Raw genomic sequence first — 21,490 nt, 5'->3', positions numbered from 1 at the left:
AGATAATTTAGGACTAATTCTTCCTATTAAAATTGTAATTTAATCCGAAAATAATATTTGTATACTTCCCAAAGGTTAGCATTGTATTAACTGAAAAGTTTTTAATATTGTAATTCACACCTAGGTCTGCATTAAAATTTGTTGTGCTTTTGTCAAGCGATTGTAAAGATTGATTTAATACATCGAGTAAAAGCTCACCATCTCCACCTATTTTATAGGAAAAACTACTCACATTAACGCCTAGACCAGCAGAAACATCAAACTGTTTGATTGTTTTAGAAGCTAAAATATTAAACAAGAAAGAATCGCCATCGACATCAATTGAATTAATAGTTCCTAAGGTAAGATCTGCAGCATCAAATTCATCACTTACATTATAAGACGCGTAAGACACTAAAGCAGCCACATCAAAAGAAGAAGCTTCTAATTTAGGAATCCATTGCGAAATACTATGTTGTACACCAGCACCAACAACCTGATAATAAGTGCTATTAATTTTAATTTTTGGAGAAAATCTACCAATTAGGGTCGTTCCTTTCCAAAGTCCTAAACCAAATTGCATTTGATAATGATTTACATAAGATTCATCTAAACCTTCAGGTGCATCAAACTCGAATGCTTCACCTTCTATTTGTCCTTGTAAAACCACATCGCTTTCTCCTCCTAAAGCTGTAGGTATAGTCGCTGTAGTGGCAGCGCCTTGAATTTCTATATTAACAAGATTGGCTTCATTGACTTCAAATGTTTTTTTGCCACTTGAAATAAACAACCAATTTCCTTGTACAGAGACTTCTACTTCCCAAAGCTTCTTTTTTTTAGCACTTGTAAACCAACCACTAGATGATTGGTAAGTGGTTGCTTCTACAGCTGGCGAGACGTATTGTTGTGTTAACGAGATAAGATCTCCAGCAACATTTGCAAGATCATCTTGAGCTGCTACACTAAATGGAAGCATCACAACTAGGAAGAGAACGCTACGCATCTATATTAGCATAAACAGCATTCTTCTCAATAAATTCTCTACGAGGAGGAACCTCATCTCCCATTAACATAGAGAAAATTCGATCTGCTTCAGCGCCATTTTCAATTTGAACCTGACGTAAAGTTCTAAAACCAGGATTCATAGTTGTATCCCAAAGCTGTTCCGCATTCATTTCTCCCAGACCTTTATAACGTTGTATCTTACTTCCATCTCCAAACTCTTCCATGATCTTAGCACGTTCCTCATCATTCCATGCATATTGTTTTTTAGCACCTCGTTTTACTAAGTACAATGGAGGAGTTGCAATATAAATATGTCCATTTTCGATAAGCTCCTTCATGTATCTAAAGAAGAATGTTAAAATTAATGTCTCAATGTGGCTACCATCAATATCGGCATCACACATGATGACTACTTTGTGATATCTCAATTTTGATAGATTTAACGCTTTACTATCTTCTTCTGTTCCAATAGTAACACCTAAAGCTGTGAAGATATTTTTTATTTCTTCATTTTCAAATACTTTATGTGTCATTGCTTTCTCCACATTTAATATTTTACCACGTAATGGTAAAATTGCTTGAAAAGCACGATCACGACCTTGTTTTGCAGTTCCACCTGCCGAATCTCCCTCGACTAAGAATACCTCACATTTTGTTGGGTCTTGCTCAGAGCAATCTGATAATTTTCCAGGCAAGCCACCAATACTCATAACCGTTTTGCGCTGTACCATTTCACGAGCTTTCTGAGCAGCATGACGTGCTTGAGCAGCAAGAATTACTTTTTGTACGATCGTTTTAGCATCATCTGGATGTTCTTCTAAATAATCCGTTAACATTTCAGAAACAGCCTGACTCACAGAAGCAGACACTTCTCTATTACCTAGCTTTGTTTTTGTTTGTCCTTCAAATTGTGGTTCTTGAACTTTTACTGAGATAATAGCTGTAAGGCCTTCACGAAAATCATCTCCTGCAATGTCAAATTTCAACTTGTCTAACATTCCAGATTCGTCTGCATATTTTTTAAGCGTATGTGTTAATCCACGACGAAAACCAGACAAATGAGTTCCACCTTCATGCGTATTAATGTTATTAACATACGAGTGTAAGTTTTCGGCATAAGATGTATTATAAATCATTGCCACTTCAACAGGAACACCATTTTTTTCACCTTCAAAAGCAATGACATCTTTCATTAGAGGCTCTCTATTACCATCTAAGAATTTTATAAACTCTTTAAGTCCTTCTTTAGAATGGAATGTTTCTCCTTCAAATTCACCATCCTCTTTTTTGTGTCGTCTATCAATTAAATGAACTGTAATGCCTTTATTTAAATACGCTAATTCACGTAAACGACTTGCTAACGTATCATAACTATACTCTAAGGTTTGAGTAAAAATTGTAGGATCTGGCTTAAAAGTTACGGTTGTACCTCTCTTATCCGTATCGCCTACTTGCTTTACTGGATACATAGTTTTACCACGTTCGTACTCTTGCTCGTAAATTTTTCCACCTCGATATACTGTTGCTTTTAAATGTTCGGATAAGGCATTTACACAAGATACCCCAACACCATGCAGACCACCTGATACTTTATAAGAATCTTTATCGAACTTACCACCAGCACCAATTTTAGTCATAACGACTTCTAAAGCAGAAACACCTTCTTTTTTATGGATATCTACAGGAATTCCACGACCATCATCTTCTGTTGTTATGGAATTGTCTTCATTTATCGTTACCGTAATATTGTCGCAGTGACCAGCTAAAGCCTCATCAATTGAGTTATCTACAACCTCATATACTAAATGATGCAAACCTCTTGTTCCAACATCACCAATATACATGGAAGGACGCATACGAACATGCTCCATACCTTCAAGTGCTTGAATACTATCTGCGGAATAATTATGTTTATTAAACTCTTCTTTCTCTTGACTCATATTATTTAATTCTTAGTATTAAAATTTTGTTTTTATTGGCATAAAAAAATGACGCATAATGCATCATTTTTCATTACTTACAAATATACGGCTTTTTAACGCTTTTTAAAAGGATTTTAAACGCGGTGAACGAAAATTATCAACAATTGTTAATTACTTAAAAGTCTCTTAAATCGACTAAAAAACACCTTAAAATTGATTTAGACGTATTTTTATTCTTTTTGATAATGCTATATTTACAAATCGTCTTAAAACTCAAATTTTACAATTTTATTAGAAGCGAAAACAGCCTATTTTATGTTCATTTTTGACCTCCAAAACCATTCCATTTTCAAACAAAAAACGTCACCAACAAAAAGACACTATTAAAGACAAGAATAAAACCTATAAATGATGACCTTGCATCAAAAGTAGTATTTTTACTGTGTAAAAAACACTTGAATAGTTTACAGTTTTAGTTATAACAATTAACTCACAAACCTGTTGAATACATTTTTAAGAGTGATTTCATTATACAGTTTCTTGAGGTGTTTTAAAAATTTTAAAATTTGATTTCAAGATTAATCTCAAAAACAAGAAGGTCATTGCTGAAGCGTAGAACCCTTTAAATAAAGAGAAATAAAACTCATTCCATTCTGTAAGATGAACTCTTGACAGTTCCGTAAATAGGATCTCACCGTAATTTTGTGATGGGAAGAAAAGTGTCAAAATCATATTAGAGCCTATATGCAAACCGAGTGCAAAGAGAATAGATTTGGTTTTATCAAATGCATAGGCCCAAACGTATCCTGTAAAACCAGTAACCAGAATAACATATACAATAGGTACAATTCTTTCTGAAGTCATGCCATAAGAAAACACATGATATACTCCGAAGCACAAAGCCGAAATCAAAATTCCCCAATTAGCACCTAACCTGCGAATGAGTATGTATAAAATAGCACCTCTAAAGACTAAATCTTCCGTCAGTGCAGATCTCACATGATACACAAATGCATCACAAATTAATCTGAAGTCAACAGATTTCTGTTCCCAAACAATTGAGTTTATCATTGTTTCTATATAAACTAGTGAAAGGGTAATTAATACTATAAAGACAAATCCGATTACAAATTGTAATCCGCGTTTTTTATTAGGGACAATTCCTAAAACATCTATATTTTTCTTCTCAATAAAATACAAAAGTATCCATGAGATTATTATTATGACTAATAATCCTAACATATTTCAATACAATTTAAAGTTATTATTTATTTATTTTAGGTTTCAAAAAAGGAATAGACAATGGATAATTACATGTGCCAGAACCCAAAGCAGACATCACATTTTTAAGACTAAATACAATTCCAAAAAGAAAAACAAGTCCCGTTATAATGAAATTATATCCTGGAAAAGGAAAAAACAACAATAATGAGATTATTAGCATAAGATTTATAGTACAATGAAAATTAACCACTGCACGACCATGTGTATCGTATATTTTATTGTCTTCGGCTTTACCCATCCATGTAAAAAGCGGGAACAACACATTAGCAAAAGGAATAATTAATCCGAAAAACGGCGACGCATGTAATAAAAGCATCCATTTGCGCTGTATCGTTTCTTCTTTTGGGTTATTAAGCACGATTAAATCATCGACTTCTATATCTAAGCCTACAGCTAATAATTTTATCGTTTGTAAATGCGGCTGTACTTCGCCTTTTTCAATACGTTGAATTGTTCTAACACCAACAGTTGTTTTTTCCGCAAGTTCATCTTGAGTAAGCCCTTTTAACTTTCGTTGATAAACTAAATTGTCTTTAAGCGATTGCTTTTTCATTTTGTATCATTTTGTTGGTACAAATCTACAATGTTGTCTTTGATTTTTTCACGTCATTTAAATGTCACCTATCAGACATTTATAGGTTTTATAGGAGTTTTCATGCTAAATTTCATCAAATTAACAACTTTAACTGATTTATGACTTATCTAATTTTACATTTAATTCTTGATCTTCTAATAGGTCTAAAAAACTTGATCATGATTATAGTTTTCGAAGTTTAACCAACAAGGCATTTGTTTTTTCTAAAACCTGTGGCAAATAACGCATAGACAACCTGTAGGAGTCGCCTTTTGAAAGCACTAAAGAATTTAATCATTGATTAATTTTTTCTCTTAAGTTCTTGGTCTATACTTTCAATAACTTGGTCTATTTCTCCAACAACTTCCATTTCATCTTCTACTATAGAACTTCTAATAATCGTGGTTAGCTGTAGAAATTTAAACAATTCAGTATCTTTTAAAAAATCGTCATAATTTCTTATTTTGAGACTAAACATCTTAAGAGTATCTGAATATTTTCGTGGAATCTTACGAGCTTTAGAGAAATCAACCTCAAAGTATTTATCTTGATGAGGAAATAACATACTTTGAATATTAAATTCTGTGCCTTTTGATCGCATGTCGTTCTGTAAACGTGTAAATCGTAATTGAAAGATATTAGAAATGGCAATACGTAAGCTATCGTTTGATATGGTATTGAGTCCAATAGTTTTCAAATTTTCAAAACCACTCGTTTTTGGTACTATTTCAAATTCCTGACTAGCATCTGCAAATCCGCCATAAATTGAATCTGAATAAGGTATTTTAAGATGAATGGCATCTAATACATATTTATTTGTAACCAATACTTCTTTATGCATGGTTACAGCCCTTTCAATATCTTTTTTGGTCTGATATAAATCACTCTTTATTTCCTTTAAAATTTGAACTTCGCGTTGTTGCAATTTGCGGTTTTCATTCCAGTTATTAATCTGAAGCGCAATCAGGATTCCTATAACCACAAGAATGATTTCACCAATGGCATATTTAAAGTACTTACCCTTTTTATTTTGTTTCATGAGATCGTATCGTATTTTTCTGAAAACCTTAATCATTGCTGTTCTTTTTTAATAAGCCTTTTGATTTCAGATATCCTTTCTAATGCTAATCCTATATTTCTAACTGAACCAGATCTATTATCCTTATAGAGTTTAAAAAAAGTGGGGTTAGACGGATTCTCAAAAAATGCTTTTGAATCAATAGGCACACAATATTCTCTCCATTTAAAATCCGAAAACTCTTGTTTTATTACTGGCTGCCAATCTACTTTAAAGGCATGTTCTACATCATTAAGAGACTGGTACACATTATATAACATTTCATCATAATACGATATTAATGCCAATTGAAGGTCATTATTTGAAACCGTCTCTATCCCTTTAGATTTTAATACTTCGAAAGCACTGGATTGAGATTTGAATCTTTCAAATGAAATAATTTTTCCCATCCAAAAATTTAAACTATCACTATAATTCTTTAAGGCAACTTGTTTAATTAATCGATTTGTTAATTCATTAGCTTCTTTTGATTTAAACAATTCTTTGGACAATGCGATTGAATCATTTGTCAAATTTTGGCTAATTAAATACAAAATTTCTTGCTCGTAGTTTTGATTCTTCCGTACATCATTCCAATTATTAATTTGAAGTGCTAAGAGTATACCAATAACTACGAGGATTATTTCGCCAATAGCGTATTTGAAATATTTGCCTGTTTTGTTTTCCATGAGTAAGTTTTGACGGATTTGCCTAAAGAATTTAATCATAAAATTCTAGTTGTTTTTCAGTTGAGTGAGTTCAATGATTTTATCAAGCGTCTTTTGAACGATTTGCAATTCGCCACTAGAATATAAAATTTGGTCGTTAAAATCGTATCTGCTTTTTACCAGAAATTCAAATTCTAAAGTTTGTAAGGCATCAAAATTGTTCCGTTCATCTTTAAAATTCATATTCCAATCAAAATGTTTAGAAAAGTAGGGATCATAGACATCCCATATATGATCTCTGGAGCGCTCTTCCTCTTCTTGGTAATCTGTAATCAAATCGTTCCAAGAAATTAACAAATCGCGTAAAGTGTCATTTTTTATAATATTAAAGGAAGAAGTGCTCGCCAATGCATTAATACTTGTTTGAGATGGATTAAAAGTGACACCTCCATAAGAATCCCATAACCAAACAGATAATGAATCTAAAACTTTAGGTTCTGGTTTTGAGCGTATGGGAAATAGATTAATAATTTCATTACAACTACGATGTACTTTTTTATGCGTACCAACAACTGAATCTAACTGTTTTTTGTTTTTCATAAACTCTTTATGAATGTTAGCTAAAACAGCAGTTTCTTTGTTAGAGTTTATACGCTTTTCATTCCAATTATTGATTTGAAGCGCAATAAGAATTCCAATAACCACAAGCACTATTTCGCCAATTGCGTATTTAAAATATTTGGATGTTTTGTTTTCAGTAACGAGGTTTTGACGAATACGTTTGAAGAACTTAATCATTTGATAGCTTGGTTAATGCCTAAAGATAACTATTTTTTAAATAGAAAAACCAGCTAATAAGCTGGTTTTAAATAATCAATCTAAATTAAATTTAGTAGGAGTCATCATGCACATTTGCTATAGCTCTACCTGAAGGTTCATTCATGTTTTTAAAGGCCTCGTCCCATTCTAAGGCTATTTTAGTACTACAAGCAACACTAGGTTCTTGTGGTACACTATAAGCTGCGGTATCACTTGGAAAATGCTCTTCAAAAATAGAACGATAATAAAACTCTTCTTTGTTTTGTGGTGTTTGAATTGGAAATCTGTACTTCGCATTCTCCATTTGCTCATCTGTAATTTCTTTGTCCACCAATATTTTCAAAGTATCAATCCAACTATAACCTACTCCATCAGAGAATTGTTCTTTTTGTCGCCAAGCTACGCTTTCAGGAAGCATATCTTCAAACGCTTTACGAATGACCCATTTTTCCATGCGTTCTCCATTAATCATTTTATCTTGCGGGTTGATGCGCATCGCCACATCCATAAACTCTTTATCTAAAAAAGGCACACGACCTTCAATGCCCCAAGCCGCTAAGCTTTTGTTGGCGCGTAAACAATCGTACATGTGTAACTTGTCTAATTTACGAACCGTTTCTTCATGAAATTCTTTAGCGTTAGGTGCTTTATGAAAGTATAAATAACCTCCAAATAATTCGTCTGCACCTTCCCCAGACAGCACCATTTTTATACCCATGGATTTAATCACACGTGCCATTAAATACATAGGCGTCGAAGAACGTATTGTAGTAATATCATAGGTTTCGATATTATAAATCACATCTTTAATTGCATCTAAACCTTCCTGAATCGTGAATTTAATTTCATGATGCACAGTACCAATATGATCTGCGACTTTCTTTGCAGCCGCCAAATCTGGCGAGCCTTCTAATCCTACAGAAAAAGAATGCAACTGAGGCCACCAGGCTTCTGCCTTATCATCGTCTTCTATGCGACGTTGTGCATATTTTTTAGCAATGGCTGAAGTAATTGAAGAATCCAATCCTCCTGAGAGTAATACACCATAAGGCACATCACTCATTAGTTGTCTGTGCACAGCATCTTCTAAAGCCTGACGTACTTCAGCTATTTCTGTAGTATTCGCTTTTACTGCCTCATAATCACTCCAATCTCTCTTATACCATTTCACAAATTCGCCATCCTTACTTGACATATAATGTCCTGGAGGAAATAGCTCTATTTTTGTGCACGTACCTTCTAAAGCTTTTAACTCTGAAGCAACATAAAACGTTCCATGTTGATCCCAACCTATATATAAAGGAATTACACCTATATGATCTCGAGCAATAAAGTATTCATCTTTTTCAACATCATAAATCGCAAATCCAAAAATACCGTTTAAATCATCTATAAACTCATATCCTTTTTCTTGGTATAAAGCTAAAATAACTTCACAATCACTTTGTGTTTGAAAGTTGTACCTACCATCAAATTGTTGACGCAATTCACGATGGTTATAAATTTCACCATTGGCAGCTAAAACTAATTTTTGGTCTTCACTAAATAAGGGTTGTTTTCCAGAAGCTGGATCTACAATCGCCAAACGCTCATGCGCCATTATAGCGCTATCGTCACTATAAATACCACTCCAGTCTGGACCACGATGACGTATTTTTTTTGCCATTTCTAAAACTTGAGGCCTTAATTTTGTTACTTTTTGCTTTAAATCAAACGCACATACAATTCCACACATAATATATTTTACTTTAAATTATAATTCAAATATGCATACTATTGTATTAAAATTAAACCATAAATCATTTTTTACTTATAATTTGATACTATATATTCTGTTTTTATATAAATACAAAACATAATACACTACATTTTTTTATTTTTTTTACAAAGTGTAAACTTTAACAAAAGCTTGCGACTTTTAAATCAAATATTCAATAACTTTAATCAACACTAAATAAAATCAACATGAAAAAACCAACACTTATTTCAACACTAACTATGGCATTTATAATGCTATTATCATTGACTGTTACTGCGCAAGAATTTCCTGATTTAAACAAAAGTCCAATGGATGCTGCATCTTTTCCTAGCCACTATAAAGAATCTAACAAATCGGTGAAAATCATTTACAGCAGACCACAATTAAAAGGGAGATCTTTAGAAACTTTAGCTCCAAACGGCAAACAATGGAGAACTGGCGCAAATGAAGCTGCAGAAATCACATTTTACAAAGACACAGATGTCGCTGGAACACTAATAAAAGCTGGAACATATACTTTATCTACCATTCCTGGGGAAACAGAATGGACTTTCATTTTTAGCTCAGACTTAAATGTTTGGGGCACTTATTTTTATAACGAAGCTAATGATGTTGCAAGAGTAAAAGGAAATGTGACTAATAGTGATACTTCTCTAGAAGCGTTTTCTATTGCTTTTGATGATGGAGGAACCATGCATTTAGGCTGGGGAAATACTAGAGTAGCTTTACCTATGAATATAAAATAATTAAAGTATCTAATAGCGACTAAAATAAAAAGCCTTCATGATGAAGGCTTTTTTTATTATGGAATATTTAGATATTTATGTGTTTGTAAAGACACTTTCCATTTAGGATTAGCCATTACGTAGTCTACAATTTCAGGAACCATTTTATCTCTTTTACTCCATTCTGGTTGTAAATACAAAATGCAATTGGCATTCACTTTTGCAGCTTGCTCTTCAGCAAAACGAAAATCATCCTTATTATAAACAATCACTTTTAGTTCATGTGCTTTATTATAAACAGCTTCAGTTGGAAGTTTATTCTTTTTTGGTGAAAGGCAAATCCAATCCCAAGTTCCAGATAAAGGATATGCACCAGAAGTTTCTATATGCACTTGTAAGCCTTCAGCTTTTAATTGACCTGTTAGCTCGTTCATATTCCACATTAATGGTTCGCCACCAGTGACAACAATAGTCTTACTATACTTGGCTGCATTGGCAACTATTTTAGATGTTTCGGTTGCAGGATGTAACTCTGGCAACCAACTTTCTTTTACATCACACCAATGGCAACCCACATCACAGCCTCCTATACGAACAAAATAAGCCGCAGTACCTTTATAATAGCCTTCACCTTGTATGGTATAAAACTCTTCCATTAATGGTAATAATAACCCTTTATCTATTAACTCTTGTCGTTCACTTCTTGTCATAGTCTGCAAAGATAGTTTTTTAAGGTATAAGTTTTAATATTTCCATTTTATTGTTGACTAAATTTACACTATTTTTATCCAAATTTTTGATGATTATGAGTAGAAAGGAAGAATTTTTTAATCACATTACAGAAGGCAATAAAACTAAAGGCGAATTTATCACCTTAGGCTCTGCCATGTTAGATGGAGAAACTATTAAAGATGCTTTTGTAAAAGTGCCTTTAAAAACCATGAACAGACACGGTTTAATTGCTGGTGCCACTGGAACTGGTAAAACAAAAACCTTACAAGTTTTATCCGAAAATTTAAGTGAGCAAGGTATTCCTGTTTTACTCATGGATATTAAAGGAGATTTAAGCGGATTAGCACAACCAAGTCCTGGTCATGCTAAAATTGATGAACGTCATGCTAAAATAGGCCTCCCTTTTAACCCTAAAAAATTCCCCGTAGAAATCATGTCTTTATCTGAGCAAGATGGTGTTCGCCTTCGTGCCACAGTAAGTGAATTTGGGCCTGTTTTATTATCGCGTATTTTAGATTTATCTGATACTCAATCTGGAGTCGTTGCCGTTATTTTTAAATATTGTGACGACAATAAGTTACCTATTTTAGATTTAAAAGATTTCAAAAAAGTGCTTCAATATGCTACTCAAGAAGGCAAGAAAGAATTTGAAGATGCTTATGGACGCATATCATCGGCTTCTACTGGTGCTATTCTTCGTAAAGTTGTAGAAATTGAACAACAAGGTGGCGATCTTTTCTTTGGCGAAAAAAGTTTTGAAGTTGAAGATTTAGTTCGAACTACTCGTGATGGTCGTGGCTATATAAACATTATTCGTTTAACAGACATTCAAGATAAGCCTAAATTATTCTCAACATTTATGCTGAGTTTATTAGCTGAAATTTATGAAACCTTTCCAGAACAAGGTGACTCTGGAAGACCTGAACTTATCATGTTTATTGACGAAGCGCATTTAATTTTCAATGAAGCTTCAAAAGCACTTTTAAATCAAATTGAAAGTATCGTAAAATTAATTCGAAGTAAAGGTATTGGCTTGTATTTTGTGACACAAAATCCTACAGATGTTCCAGAAGCAGTATTAAGCCAACTAGGTTTAAAGGTACAACATGCACTAAGAGCATTTACTGCTAAAGACAGAAAAGCTATTAAATTAACTGCTCAAAATTACCCTGATACTGATTATTATGATACTACTGAAGTTTTAACTTCTTTAGGAATTGGAGAAGCCTTAGTTTCTGCTTTAGACGAAAAAGGAAGACCAACACCACTTGCTGCAACCATGATGCGCGCTCCTATGAGTCGCATGGATGTGCTTACAGATGCAGAATTAAATTCTCTTTTAGACGATTCTAAATTGGTTTTAAAATACAATGAAACTATAGATAGGGAAAGTGCTTATGAAATGCTAAACAAGAAAATTGAAAAAGCAGAACTTGTAAAAGCTAAAGAAAAAGAACGAGAGGCCAAAGAAAAAGAACGCAGGATTACGACTCGTACAAGCAGCTCAAGAAAAAGCACAAGACAAAATCCTGTTGTTAAAGTATTAACAAGCGCTACGTTTATTCGTGCTGTTTTTGGGATTTTAAAGAAAGTCATATAATTTCAGGAAGATTCAAACTATAAATAATTAATATCATTTTAATGAAAAACACATTTTTTTCACTTTGCATATTTGCACTAGTATTGACCTCTTGTAAAAAAGAAGCCAATCCATATTTAATAACAAAAAACAGCATTGGTCTTTTAACCGACTCAACTAAAGTTAAAGACATCGAGTCCATATTTATTAATGACAGTGTCGTAAAACGTATTGGAGGTGATGAATTTACAGGCAGCATCAATGACATAGAAATCTTTGATAAAGCGGGAAACCCATTACTTGTTTTAACACCTCAGCAAGCTTTAGATTCATTAACTACAATATCTACAATTAAGATTATAGATTCTAAATACAAAACAGAAAAAGGCTTAAATGTAGAAAGTACTTTTGGAGATATAAAAAAGAATTATAAAATATCAAGCATCCAAAATACAATAAAGAATGTGGTTGTATTTGTCAACGATATTAATGGCTTTTTTACTATCGACAAAAAAGAATTACCTGCTGAATTACGTTTTGATATGTCTAAACAAATTGAAGCGATTCAAATTCCTGACCAAGCTAAGATTAAGTATTTCATGTTTGGTTGGAATTAACCACAATAATTAAAAACTTATGAATCCATTTTTCGGTAAATTATTAGCAGATGCAGCACGTAGACGCCTTAAGTCTAAGCATGCAACAGCACCATATACCGAAAAACAAATTACTCCAATTATAAAAAATATTCAAGTCGAATGGACGCATGCTATAAAAGAATATATTTTTATTATTATTGGTGTGTTTTCAGCAGGATTTGGACTTAAAGGATTCTTGTTACCAAATCAATTTATTGATGGTGGAGCCACTGGTATTTCATTATTATTACAGAATATTACACCTATAAATCTTGGTATCTTATTACTTCTTGTTAATACGCCTTTTTTATTATTAGCTATACGCACTATTGGAGCTAAATTTGCTATAAGAAGTGTTGTTGCCATTGCTTTTCTAGCCATAGTAGTGCATTATCTAGATTACCCAACAATTACTGAAGACAAACTTTTAATCTCAATATTTGGTGGTTTCTTTTTAGGACTAGGAATTGGAATGGCTATGAGAGGTGGAAGTGTTATAGATGGCACTGAAGTACTCGCTATTTTCTTAAGTCGTAAGCTTTCTATAACTGTAGGAGATGTATTATTACTTATCAATATTGTCATATTTTCTTTTGGTGCTTATGTTCTGTCTGTTGAAACTGCACTTTATGCGATACTCACCTATTTATCTGCAGCAAAAACAGTAGATTTTGTTGTTGATGGTGTTGAAGAATATGTTGGAATCACAATTATTTCTGAAAAACACGATGCCATGAGAATTATGGTTACAGAAAAACTACAGCGCGCCTGCACAATTTATGCTGGAAAAGGAGGTTATGGTAAAAACGGAAAAAGCTACGATAAAGATATTATTTATACAGTTATGACGAGATTAGAATTAGCTAAGCTATACACTGAAATCGATAAAATTGATAAAAATGCTTTTGTCGTTATAGGCATTGTTAAAGATTTAAAAGGTGGAATGATTAAAAAGAAACCTTTAAAATAAATTATAGAATTAGTGACTACAAAAAAATATACCATTCAAACCTCTCCTTTTGTATTTCCTACTACAGACGGCAAAGTTATTGAAGAACATTTTGGGCTTGCAAGTAATAATAACAAACAACTAAGCATAGCTCATATGATAGCTCCTGCTGGTTGGAGCGAACCCTTTCAAACACCAGATTTTGACGAATACACCTATATAATTAAAGGTAAAAAGCAATTTATTATTGAAGATGAAGTTATAATTTTAGAAGCTGGACAATCTATCAAAATAAATAAAAACACCAGAGTACAATATTCAAATCCATTTACATTAGCTTGTGAATACATTGCTATTTGTTTACCTGCATTTTCAATGGATTTAGTTAACAGAGAAAATGAATGAGTATTATTGCTAAAATAATTGGTTTTAAAATAAATACATTAAGTTTTATATCTAAAAAATTTGCTGGACATTTAGCAATAACTTTATTTTCTACGCCTTTCAGAGGAAGAATCAATGAAAAAGATTTTGACTTTTTAGACACTGCTTTTAAGGAAGAGTTATCCTACGAAGTATTTCCTGTAATGACCTATAGATGGGTTGGTAAAAACAAAACCATCCTTCTTGCTCATGGATGGGAAAGCAATGCTGCAAGGTGGAAAACTTTAATTGAAAAATTAAAAAAACAGGATTATAATATTATTGCTCTAGATGCACCTGCACATGGACGCTCTGGAAGCAAAAGGTTTAATGCCATCTTATACTCAGAATTCATTAACGTGGCTGTTAAAAAATTTAACCCAGATGTTATAATTGGGCATTCTGTTGGCGGAATGGCTTCAATTTTTTATCAATATAAATACCAAAACCCAGAACTTGAAAAATTAGTTTTACTTGGATCACCTTCTAATTTCACAGGTGTTTTTAATCGTTATTCCAAAATGATGGGATACAACGCTAAAGTGAACAGACAAATTGATCAGATTGTATTAAATAAACTCGGTCAATTACCTTCTTATTTTTCAGCAGCCAGATTTTCAAAAAGCATTACAGCTTCTGGACTTATTATACATGATGAAAAAGACAAGGTAATTCCTTACTCTGATGCTAAACAGTATGAGCAGGAATTTAAAAACGCAAAATTAATCACCACACAAGGGTTCGGACATTCATTAAATAATGATACTGTTATAGAACATATAAAAACTTTTATTGCTGAATAAAGTTATCCTACCTTTGTACTATGGAAACACCTCTTAAACGTCTCAACAAATATTTAAGTGAAGTTGGCTATTGCTCTCGCAGAGAAGCAGACCGACTTATAGATGCAGGTAGAGTGACGGTTAATGGTGTGGTTCCTGAAATGGGAACTAAAGTCAGTCCTAATGATGAAATTCATGTAGATGGCAAACCTGTTATAAACTCCAAAGAGGCTTTTACTTACCTCGCATTCAACAAGCCTGTTGGTATTGTTTGTACGACAGACACTCGAGTTGAAAAAGATAACATCATTGATTTTATAAATTACCCAAAACGTATTTTCCCTATTGGAAGACTTGACAAACCTAGTGAAGGCTTAATTTTTATGACAGATGATGGTGACATTGTTAACAAAATACTTCGAGCTAGTAATAATCACGAAAAGGAATATCTTGTAACGGTTGACAAACCTATTTCTCAAACTTTTGTTGAACGCATGTCTAAAGGCATTTATTTAGAGGACTTAGACCGAACGACAAAGCCTTGTGTTGTTGAAAAACTTGGAACTTACGAGTTCAAAATTATTTTAACCCAAGGACTTAATCGTCAAATTAGGCGCATGTGTGAATACTTAACCTATGAAGTACAAACATTAAAGCGAGTACGAATTATGAATATCGTTTTAGATGTTCCTGTTGGTGAATATCGTGAATTTACAGCTGAAGAATTAAAAGCACTTAATCAGCTTTTAGAAACTTCAACCAAAACCTATCACACTAGCAAAAAACCTAAGTAAAACGCAAAGACAATAATGTTTAGTTTCGCTACAAAAATATCGCACACAAAACGAATCATTATGATGATAATCACTATATTAATTATGGCGATTACGTTTGAAACCTTACAACAGCTTTTTTATATAAAACGCTTTAATTTAGCTCAGGACGTCTCCTTTTTCAGCGTCTTAAAAACTCAGTCTTACAGATGGTTAATATGGTTATTACTCTCTACTTTTTTAGTCTGGTTTTCCAAAAAAAACGCATCACATAAACAAAAGAGCTCTTTAGTCTTAAAAAATGCCGTTTTAATTTTTAGTTTAGTTTTTACAAATATTCTTATTATATCTATAAGTCAAATATGGCTTACTAACGACTCCTTTTCATTTAGCAATTTAGTTGGTGAATACATGACCTTTTTTGCCTTTCAAAAAGCGCCAGTTTATACTTTAGGCTATATAGCCATAACTATTATTTTACAGCTTTATTTTGCAAACGAAAAACTTCAAATACAAGTTCAAAAGCTATCAGAAATAAAAAAAACAGACAGTCATACTTATAATGACCTTGTTAAAGATATTGATGAAAAAGCAACTATACTGAATATAAAAATTGGTAACAAACGAAAAATAATACCTGTAGAAACAATTAGCTGGATTGAAGCTGATGATTACTGTGTTAAAGTGCACACTATAAATAATGATTCTTATACTATGCGAAGTTCATTAAAAGCACTTGAAGAAAAACTAAGCACTAATTTTTTACGTGTACACAGAAAGGCTATAGTAAACATGACTATGGCTAAAGAACTCAATCTTTCAAATTCGCCAAACCTTATACTCAATAACAACATAGAGATCTCAGTATCTAAAAGCAATTTAAAAACAGTTAAAGACTTTTTATCATAACCCTTTATATTTTCTTTAACCAAGCTTACTGCAAATAAGCAACTACTCTCTGCAATTATCCTTTTAAATCCTTATTTTTTCATTTGATTTGATGTAACTAAAAATCATTATCATGAAAAAGACAATTCAATTATCTATTCTTCTAGTATTAGCAACAGTATTTACCTATGCTCAAAACGAATATGAAGCCTCTAAAGCTTTTCCTTATGGACAACCCAACCCAGAAGCCCCAAAACAAATTAAAGACTATCAAGATTTAATTGGCTTATGCAATTGTAAATCAACCTCTAGAAACCCAGATCAAACTTGGGCAGAACCAGTAGATATGACTTGGAAATGGAGATACATCATGAATGGAAAAGCAGTACAAGATGAAACTTTAAAAGCCGATGGAAATCATTCTGGAAGCATTCGTCAATTTATTGCTGATAGCAGTAAATGGTATGTTCATTATTATTCATCAGCTGGACCTACAACTTCTTTAGGTACTTGGGAAGGCAATAAAAACGATGATGGAAATATAGTTTTATTTAAAGCTCAAAATGCTCCAAGTGGGACTGAAGGTTTTAGCAGATTAACGTTTTACGATATTAGTGAATCTGGCTATAAATGGATTGGCGAATGGGTGGATAAATCTGGAACAATAACCTTTCCTTTTTGGAAGATTGAATGTGTAAGAGAATAGTAAATCTCTTATAAAAGTGGTTCTAAATATGTCTAAAATAAGTCCATTAACATCAAAAAAAATAGTCGCACTAAAAGGCTCAAAAAATATTGCATTTATAGCTGTTTTTCTATTAACCGTCAATATTTTATATGCTCAAGAAAAAAGCTTTTACAATACAGTAGAACATCATTATGCTAATAATGATGGGATTAACATTCATTACGTTACAACTGGAAAAAAGGAAAAACCTTTAATATTATTTGTACATGGTTTTCCAGATTTTTGGTATTCATGGAAAGACCAAATGGAATTTTTCTCAAAAGACTATTATGTTGCTTCAATAGACTTAAGAGGTTATAATTTAAGTGATAAACCCAAAGGTGTTGACAACTATACTTTTGACATTTTAATTAACGATTTATTAGCAGTCATAAGAGATATTGGAAACAAATCCATATACCTTGTCGCACATGATTGGGGAGCTGCTATCTCATGGCGCTTAGCCGCTAGAAATCCACGCCTTATTAAAAAACTTGTCATTTTAAGTGTGCCTCATCCTAAAGCAGGAGATAAAAAAGTGGAAGTCCCTTTTAATGAAAAAGAAACAAGCTATGTTGATACATTTATAAGTGAGGAGTTTAAGCAAAATTTAAATGAAAATTGGTTTTCAAATAAAGTGACTAACGATTATGACAAACAACTCTATAATACTGCCTTCGAAAAATCTGATAAAAATGCCATGATAAACTACTATAAGGCAAATGTTCAAAACTCTGAAAATTACAATAAAGAATACTTTTTAAGAAGAAATGATAACCTTCAAAATATTAAAATGCCAGTACTTATTATTCATGGCAAAAAAGATCAATTTTTAATTACCAAAGATCATAATAATACTTGGGAGCATGTTGACAATGATTTAACTATAAACGTGCTTTCAAATGCTGGACATTTTGTACATCATGACGAAAGTAAAAAAGTGATTTCATTAATTAATTATTTTCTTTCTAGTGAAGAATACAATAATAAATGACTTACAGAAAAGCTTTTTTTCTTGTAAGATAAAACAGCAAATAAATCAATAAGAAAAACGGAATCAGAATCGCTTCCATGACCAACAAATAATAAGGCCAATCACCTAAATAATCAAGTGCTGAAGCCGATTCTGGTTTTCTGTTTAAATAGGAATAATTTGCATCAAGCAAATAATTAACACCCATTAAAACAATAGCATATACTTGCAGTGCTAAAAAGGATTTAAAGACGCTTTTAAATTGTGGACGCATCTTCAAAACTAAAGTTGCATAAAATATAATGATGAGTAAGCCTAAATGAACAATCCAATATCTAAAATAATCAAAACTAGGAAAACCTTCAGCTATATCTGGTGTAATTACACCTTGAGATGTCCCAGCAATAATCCAAAACAAGAGTATCTCATACATCCAATATTTTCTAAAGTGTGTGAAAACTGGAATTATTAAAGCCAAGAAACTGCATAAAAATAAAGGCAAGTCTTCAGAAAAATTATATGTTCCAAGGCTCATATAATAGCCATGAAAGACAAGAACCGTTAAAGACACAAAAGCCCCTAACCATTGAAAGGTTTTTTCTTTTTGTTGCTGGTTAAATTTACGGTTAGAAACACGAATTAGCACCACACAACATAGCAAGGCAATACATATAGGCACTACATGTTGTGCACTACCAATAGTAACACGTTCTAAACTTATTGAAGAAGCTAGTAGATTAAAAATCATACTGCAATATAAGTTCTTTATTGCATATGACGCTCTCTAGCTAATAAGGTGTTTTTTAATAGCATTGCAATCGTCATTGGACCAACACCTCCAGGAACTGGCGTAATATAACTAGCCTTTTTACTTACATTTTCAAAATCGACATCGCCAGTAATAACATATCCTTTGGCATTGCTTTCATCAGGAACACGCGTAATACCAACATCAATTATTACGACATCATCTTTAACCATTTCAGCTTTTAAATAATTTGGATGACCTAAAGCTGTAATAATGATATCTGCTTGGCTTGTAATTTGAGTAATATTTTTGGTGTGACTATGTGTTAAGGTTACAGTAGAGTTTCCTGGAAACCCTTTCCTTCCCATTAAGATACTCATTGGTCGTCCTACAATATGTGAACGTCCTATAACCACAGTATGTTTCCCTTTAGTTTGCACACCATAGCGATCTAATAATTCTAAAATACCGAAAGGTGTTGCTGGAATAAATGTGGACATATCTAAAGCCATTTTTCCAAAATTGGTAGGGTGAAAACCATCAACATCTTTATCAGGATGAACAGCCATTAATACCTTTTGCGTATTTATTTGAGGAGGTAATGGCAGTTGAATAATAAAACCATCGATATCATCATTCTCATTTAATTCTTCAATTCTATCTAACAACTCTATCTCGCTCGTTGTGTTAGACATTCTCACCATGGTTGATTCAAAGCCAACGCGTTCACAAGCGCGAACTTTACTAGCAACATAAGTCAAACTAGCGCCATCATTACCAACAATAATTGCAGCTAAATGAGGCACTTTTTCGCCTTTGGCTTTCATTTTTTTTACTTGTTCAGTAATTTCATCTTTAATGTCGTTACTTACTTTTTTTCCGTCTAGAATTGTCATTGATAATAAAATTATTATGTCAGGTCGAGCGCAGTCGAGACCTTATAAAAACTAAATTGTTTATGCGACCTCTCGACTGCGCTCGAGGTGACACTGATTTTTTATCATAATAAAAAAACATGAGGTTATCTCATGTTTTTCATAGCTTGCATCATACGTTTTCCGCCACCACCTTGCATCATTTTCATCATCTTGCTCATTTGGTTGAATTGCTTTAATAATTGATTAACTTCTTGAACAGAAGTTCCAGAACCCTTTCCAATACGTTTTTTCCGACTTGCATTTATAATGGCTGGTTGTGATCTTTCTTTTGGCGTCATTGAATGAATAATAGCCTCAATACCTTTAAAAGCATCATCATCTATATCTATATCTTTCATCATTTTTCCAGCACCTGGAATCATTCCAACAAGGTCTTTCATATTCCCCATTTTCTTAATTTGCTGAATTTGCTTTAAGAAATCATCAAATCCAAATTGATTTTTAGCGATTTTCTTTTGAAGCTTACGCGCTTCTTCTTCATCAAATTGTTCTTGAGCTCTTTCAACAAGTGACACGACATCTCCCATTCCAAGAATACGATCTGCCATACGTGAAGGATAGAAGACATCAATAGCTTCCATCTTCTCTCCTGTTCCAATAAATTTAATAGGTTTATTAACGACAGATTTAATAGAAATCGCTGCACCACCACGAGTATCACCATCCAGTTTGGTTAGGATAACTCCATCAAAATTTAAAATATCATTAAACGCTTTTGCTGTATTTACTGCATCTTGCCCAGTCATAGAATCGACGACAAACAAGGTCTCTTGAGGCTGAATAGCTTTGTGAATATTAGAAATTTCAGTCATCATAGCCTCATCAACAGCCAATCGACCAGCTGTATCAATAATCACAATGTTATGTCCATTAGCTTTGGCATGCGCAATACCTGCTTGAGCTATGGCTACTGGATCTTGATTTCCTTTATCACTAAACACCTCAACATTAATTTGATCTCCTACAACATGTAATTGATCTATTGCTGCTGGACGATACACATCACAAGCGACTAATAAAGGTTTTTTAGTTTTTTTATTTTTTAGAAAGTTGGCTAATTTTCCAGAAAAGGTTGTTTTACCAGAACCTTGTAAACCAGACATTAAAATTACACTTGGTGTCGCAGATAAATTAAGTCCTTCGGCATCTCCACCCATTAACTCAGTCAATTCATCTTTAACAATCTTAACCATGAGTTGCCCAGGTTGTAGACTTGTTAAAACATTTTGTCCTAAAGCTTTTTGTTTTACTTTATTAGTAAATTCTTTTGCAATTTTAAAGTTAACATCTGCATCTAGCAAGGCGCGACGTACTTCTTTTAAGGTTTCTGCAACATTAACTTCAGTAATACTACCATGTCCTTTTAATACGTGTAGTGCTTTATCTAACTTTTCACTTAAATTATTAAACATAAATCATTTGCTTTTGAAAGATGCAAATTTACGGATTTGTCCTGTAATAAAAAGTAAGAATTTAATAATAATAACAAAAAAATAGCTGCTTATTTTCATAAACAGCTATTTGAAATTTAGGAAAAACCAATGATTA

Annotated in this window: 22 protein-coding genes; 10 read left to right on the top strand and 12 right to left on the bottom strand. The window is 32.7% G+C overall.

Translation table 11 applies throughout. The features are described 5' to 3' along the window. Window positions 1-13: 13 nt before the first annotated feature. The 8 genes from ACFS5M_RS05895 to asnB form a co-directional block, all read right to left on the bottom strand. Entirely contained in the window at window positions 14-982 is a 969-nt protein-coding gene (locus ACFS5M_RS05895) for a DUF6588 family protein (protein ID WP_183486750.1), read from the bottom strand. After that, window positions 975-2,924 carry a DNA topoisomerase (ATP-hydrolyzing) subunit B gene (gene gyrB, locus ACFS5M_RS05890; protein ID WP_183486748.1) on the bottom strand — a complete coding sequence of 650 codons (1,950 nt, stop codon included), beginning with the start codon at window positions 2,922-2,924 and terminating at the stop codon, window positions 975-977. The genes ACFS5M_RS05895 and gyrB overlap by 8 nt, the downstream gene beginning before the upstream one ends. 510 nt (window positions 2,925-3,434) lie before the next feature. Then, on the bottom strand, window positions 3,435-4,148 hold the full coding sequence (locus tag ACFS5M_RS05885) for a CPBP family intramembrane glutamic endopeptidase (protein WP_183486746.1): 714 nt from the start codon (window positions 4,146-4,148) through the stop codon (window positions 3,435-3,437). 22 nt (window positions 4,149-4,170) lie between these two features. After that, a complete protein-coding gene (locus tag ACFS5M_RS05880) occupies window positions 4,171-4,743 on the bottom strand; it encodes a DUF4870 domain-containing protein (RefSeq protein ID WP_183486745.1) in 573 nt (190 codons plus the stop codon). 322 nt (window positions 4,744-5,065) lie between these two features. Beyond that, entirely contained in the window at window positions 5,066-5,803 is a 738-nt protein-coding gene (locus ACFS5M_RS05875; protein WP_183487322.1) for a DUF6090 family protein, read from the bottom strand. 32 nt (window positions 5,804-5,835) lie between these two features. Then, complete coding sequence (locus tag ACFS5M_RS05870; RefSeq protein ID WP_379898182.1) at window positions 5,836-6,510, bottom strand: DUF6090 family protein; 675 nt, start codon at window positions 6,508-6,510, stop codon at window positions 5,836-5,838. A gap of 45 nt (window positions 6,511-6,555) precedes the next feature. Beyond that, the gene (locus ACFS5M_RS05865) at window positions 6,556-7,287 is read right to left on the bottom strand and encodes a DUF6090 family protein (RefSeq protein ID WP_183486741.1); all 732 of its coding nucleotides are present in this window, start codon (window positions 7,285-7,287) and stop codon (window positions 6,556-6,558) included. Between the two features lie 91 nt (window positions 7,288-7,378). Continuing rightward, window positions 7,379-9,043 carry an asparagine synthase B gene (gene asnB, locus ACFS5M_RS05860; protein ID WP_183486739.1) on the bottom strand — a complete coding sequence of 555 codons (1,665 nt, stop codon included), beginning with the start codon at window positions 9,041-9,043 and terminating at the stop codon, window positions 7,379-7,381. 230 nt (window positions 9,044-9,273) lie between these two features. On the opposite strand from asnB, the gene ACFS5M_RS05855 reads away from it, so the two are divergent. Then, window positions 9,274-9,813 carry a DUF2911 domain-containing protein gene (locus ACFS5M_RS05855; protein WP_183486737.1) on the top strand — a complete coding sequence of 180 codons (540 nt, stop codon included), beginning with the start codon at window positions 9,274-9,276 and terminating at the stop codon, window positions 9,811-9,813. A gap of 56 nt (window positions 9,814-9,869) precedes the next feature. On the opposite strand, the gene ACFS5M_RS05850 is transcribed toward ACFS5M_RS05855, so the two are convergent. Then, window positions 9,870-10,502, bottom strand: coding sequence for a 7-carboxy-7-deazaguanine synthase QueE (locus ACFS5M_RS05850; RefSeq protein WP_183486735.1), 633 nt, complete (start codon window positions 10,500-10,502; stop codon window positions 9,870-9,872). A gap of 95 nt (window positions 10,503-10,597) precedes the next feature. Here ACFS5M_RS05850 and ACFS5M_RS05845 point away from each other — a divergent pair, with 95 nt between their 5' ends. The 9 genes from ACFS5M_RS05845 (at window position 10,598) to ACFS5M_RS05805 (ending at window position 18,277) form a co-directional block, all read left to right on the top strand. Next, window positions 10,598-12,124, top strand: coding sequence for a helicase HerA-like domain-containing protein (locus tag ACFS5M_RS05845; RefSeq protein ID WP_183486733.1), 1,527 nt, complete (start codon window positions 10,598-10,600; stop codon window positions 12,122-12,124). A gap of 41 nt (window positions 12,125-12,165) precedes the next feature. Then, window positions 12,166-12,720: a hypothetical protein gene (locus ACFS5M_RS05840; RefSeq protein WP_183486731.1), complete on the top strand. Its 555-nt coding sequence runs from the start codon at window positions 12,166-12,168 to the stop codon at window positions 12,718-12,720. A 19-nt stretch (window positions 12,721-12,739) separates the two neighbouring features. Next, on the top strand, window positions 12,740-13,711 hold the full coding sequence (locus ACFS5M_RS05835; protein ID WP_183486729.1) for a YitT family protein: 972 nt from the start codon (window positions 12,740-12,742) through the stop codon (window positions 13,709-13,711). A 12-nt stretch (window positions 13,712-13,723) separates the two neighbouring features. Next, window positions 13,724-14,095: a cupin domain-containing protein gene (locus ACFS5M_RS05830; protein ID WP_183486727.1), complete on the top strand. Its 372-nt coding sequence runs from the start codon at window positions 13,724-13,726 to the stop codon at window positions 14,093-14,095. Then, window positions 14,092-14,916: an alpha/beta hydrolase gene (locus ACFS5M_RS05825; protein ID WP_183486725.1), complete on the top strand. Its 825-nt coding sequence runs from the start codon at window positions 14,092-14,094 to the stop codon at window positions 14,914-14,916. The genes ACFS5M_RS05830 and ACFS5M_RS05825 overlap by 4 nt, the downstream gene beginning before the upstream one ends. A gap of 20 nt (window positions 14,917-14,936) precedes the next feature. Next, window positions 14,937-15,689, top strand: a complete 753-nt coding sequence (locus ACFS5M_RS05820) for a pseudouridine synthase (RefSeq protein ID WP_183486723.1) — start codon at window positions 14,937-14,939, stop codon at window positions 15,687-15,689. 60 nt (window positions 15,690-15,749) lie between these two features. Next, on the top strand, window positions 15,750-16,577 hold the full coding sequence (locus ACFS5M_RS05815; protein WP_183486721.1) for a LytR/AlgR family response regulator transcription factor: 828 nt from the start codon (window positions 15,750-15,752) through the stop codon (window positions 16,575-16,577). A 112-nt stretch (window positions 16,578-16,689) separates the two neighbouring features. Beyond that, complete coding sequence (locus tag ACFS5M_RS05810; RefSeq protein WP_183486719.1) at window positions 16,690-17,262, top strand: hypothetical protein; 573 nt, start codon at window positions 16,690-16,692, stop codon at window positions 17,260-17,262. 28 nt (window positions 17,263-17,290) lie between these two features. Next, window positions 17,291-18,277 (top strand): alpha/beta fold hydrolase, encoded by a 987-nt coding sequence (locus tag ACFS5M_RS05805; RefSeq protein WP_183486717.1) that lies wholly within the window; start codon window positions 17,291-17,293, stop codon window positions 18,275-18,277. A gap of 1 nt (window position 18,278) precedes the next feature. On the opposite strand, the gene ACFS5M_RS05800 is transcribed toward ACFS5M_RS05805, so the two are convergent. From ACFS5M_RS05800 to ffh, 3 genes are all read right to left on the bottom strand, one after another. After that, the gene (locus ACFS5M_RS05800; RefSeq protein WP_183486715.1) at window positions 18,279-19,004 is read right to left on the bottom strand and encodes a YwaF family protein; all 726 of its coding nucleotides are present in this window, start codon (window positions 19,002-19,004) and stop codon (window positions 18,279-18,281) included. Window positions 19,005-19,021: 17 nt separating this feature from the next. Next, window positions 19,022-19,900 (bottom strand): bifunctional 5,10-methylenetetrahydrofolate dehydrogenase/5,10-methenyltetrahydrofolate cyclohydrolase, encoded by an 879-nt coding sequence (locus ACFS5M_RS05795; RefSeq protein WP_183486714.1) that lies wholly within the window; start codon window positions 19,898-19,900, stop codon window positions 19,022-19,024. Between the two features lie 125 nt (window positions 19,901-20,025). Further along, entirely contained in the window at window positions 20,026-21,354 is a 1,329-nt protein-coding gene (ffh, locus tag ACFS5M_RS05790) for a signal recognition particle protein (protein WP_183486712.1), read from the bottom strand. Window positions 21,355-21,490 lie beyond the last annotated feature (136 nt).

Origin of the sequence: Lacinutrix iliipiscaria, assembly GCF_042686125.1 — a bacterium.
GTDB lineage: Bacteria > Bacteroidota > Bacteroidia > Flavobacteriales > Flavobacteriaceae > Oceanihabitans > Oceanihabitans iliipiscarium.
This window is presented reverse-complemented; position numbering and strand designations above follow the sequence as displayed.

Excerpts from the sequence above, each read along its gene's own strand:
- ACFS5M_RS05895 (WP_183486750.1), bottom strand. The coding sequence starts at position 982 with ATGCGTAGCGTTCTCTTCCTAGTTGTGATGCTTCCATTTAGTGTAGCA.
- gyrB (WP_183486748.1), bottom strand. The coding sequence starts at position 2,924 with ATGAGTCAAGAGAAAGAAGAGTTTAATAAACATAATTATTCCGCAGAT.
- ACFS5M_RS05885 (WP_183486746.1), bottom strand. The coding sequence starts at position 4,148 with ATGTTAGGATTATTAGTCATAATAATAATCTCATGGATACTTTTGTAT.
- ACFS5M_RS05880 (WP_183486745.1), bottom strand. The coding sequence starts at position 4,743 with ATGAAAAAGCAATCGCTTAAAGACAATTTAGTTTATCAACGAAAGTTA.
- ACFS5M_RS05875 (WP_183487322.1), bottom strand. The coding sequence starts at position 5,803 with ATGAAACAAAATAAAAAGGGTAAGTACTTTAAATATGCCATTGGTGAA.
- ACFS5M_RS05870 (WP_379898182.1), bottom strand. The coding sequence starts at position 6,510 with ATGGAAAACAAAACAGGCAAATATTTCAAATACGCTATTGGCGAAATA.
- ACFS5M_RS05865 (WP_183486741.1), bottom strand. The coding sequence starts at position 7,287 with ATGATTAAGTTCTTCAAACGTATTCGTCAAAACCTCGTTACTGAAAAC.
- asnB (WP_183486739.1), bottom strand. The coding sequence starts at position 9,043 with ATGTGTGGAATTGTATGTGCGTTTGATTTAAAGCAAAAAGTAACAAAA.
- ACFS5M_RS05855 (WP_183486737.1), top strand. The coding sequence starts at position 9,274 with ATGAAAAAACCAACACTTATTTCAACACTAACTATGGCATTTATAATG.
- ACFS5M_RS05850 (WP_183486735.1), bottom strand. The coding sequence starts at position 10,502 with ATGACAAGAAGTGAACGACAAGAGTTAATAGATAAAGGGTTATTATTA.
- ACFS5M_RS05845 (WP_183486733.1), top strand. The coding sequence starts at position 10,598 with ATGAGTAGAAAGGAAGAATTTTTTAATCACATTACAGAAGGCAATAAA.
- ACFS5M_RS05840 (WP_183486731.1), top strand. The coding sequence starts at position 12,166 with ATGAAAAACACATTTTTTTCACTTTGCATATTTGCACTAGTATTGACC.
- ACFS5M_RS05835 (WP_183486729.1), top strand. The coding sequence starts at position 12,740 with ATGAATCCATTTTTCGGTAAATTATTAGCAGATGCAGCACGTAGACGC.
- ACFS5M_RS05825 (WP_183486725.1), top strand. The coding sequence starts at position 14,092 with ATGAGTATTATTGCTAAAATAATTGGTTTTAAAATAAATACATTAAGT.
- ACFS5M_RS05820 (WP_183486723.1), top strand. The coding sequence starts at position 14,937 with ATGGAAACACCTCTTAAACGTCTCAACAAATATTTAAGTGAAGTTGGC.
- ACFS5M_RS05815 (WP_183486721.1), top strand. The coding sequence starts at position 15,750 with ATGATGATAATCACTATATTAATTATGGCGATTACGTTTGAAACCTTA.
- ACFS5M_RS05810 (WP_183486719.1), top strand. The coding sequence starts at position 16,690 with ATGAAAAAGACAATTCAATTATCTATTCTTCTAGTATTAGCAACAGTA.
- ACFS5M_RS05805 (WP_183486717.1), top strand. The coding sequence starts at position 17,291 with ATGTCTAAAATAAGTCCATTAACATCAAAAAAAATAGTCGCACTAAAA.
- ACFS5M_RS05800 (WP_183486715.1), bottom strand. The coding sequence starts at position 19,004 with ATGATTTTTAATCTACTAGCTTCTTCAATAAGTTTAGAACGTGTTACT.
- ACFS5M_RS05795 (WP_183486714.1), bottom strand. The coding sequence starts at position 19,900 with ATGACAATTCTAGACGGAAAAAAAGTAAGTAACGACATTAAAGATGAA.
- ffh (WP_183486712.1), bottom strand. The coding sequence starts at position 21,354 with ATGTTTAATAATTTAAGTGAAAAGTTAGATAAAGCACTACACGTATTA.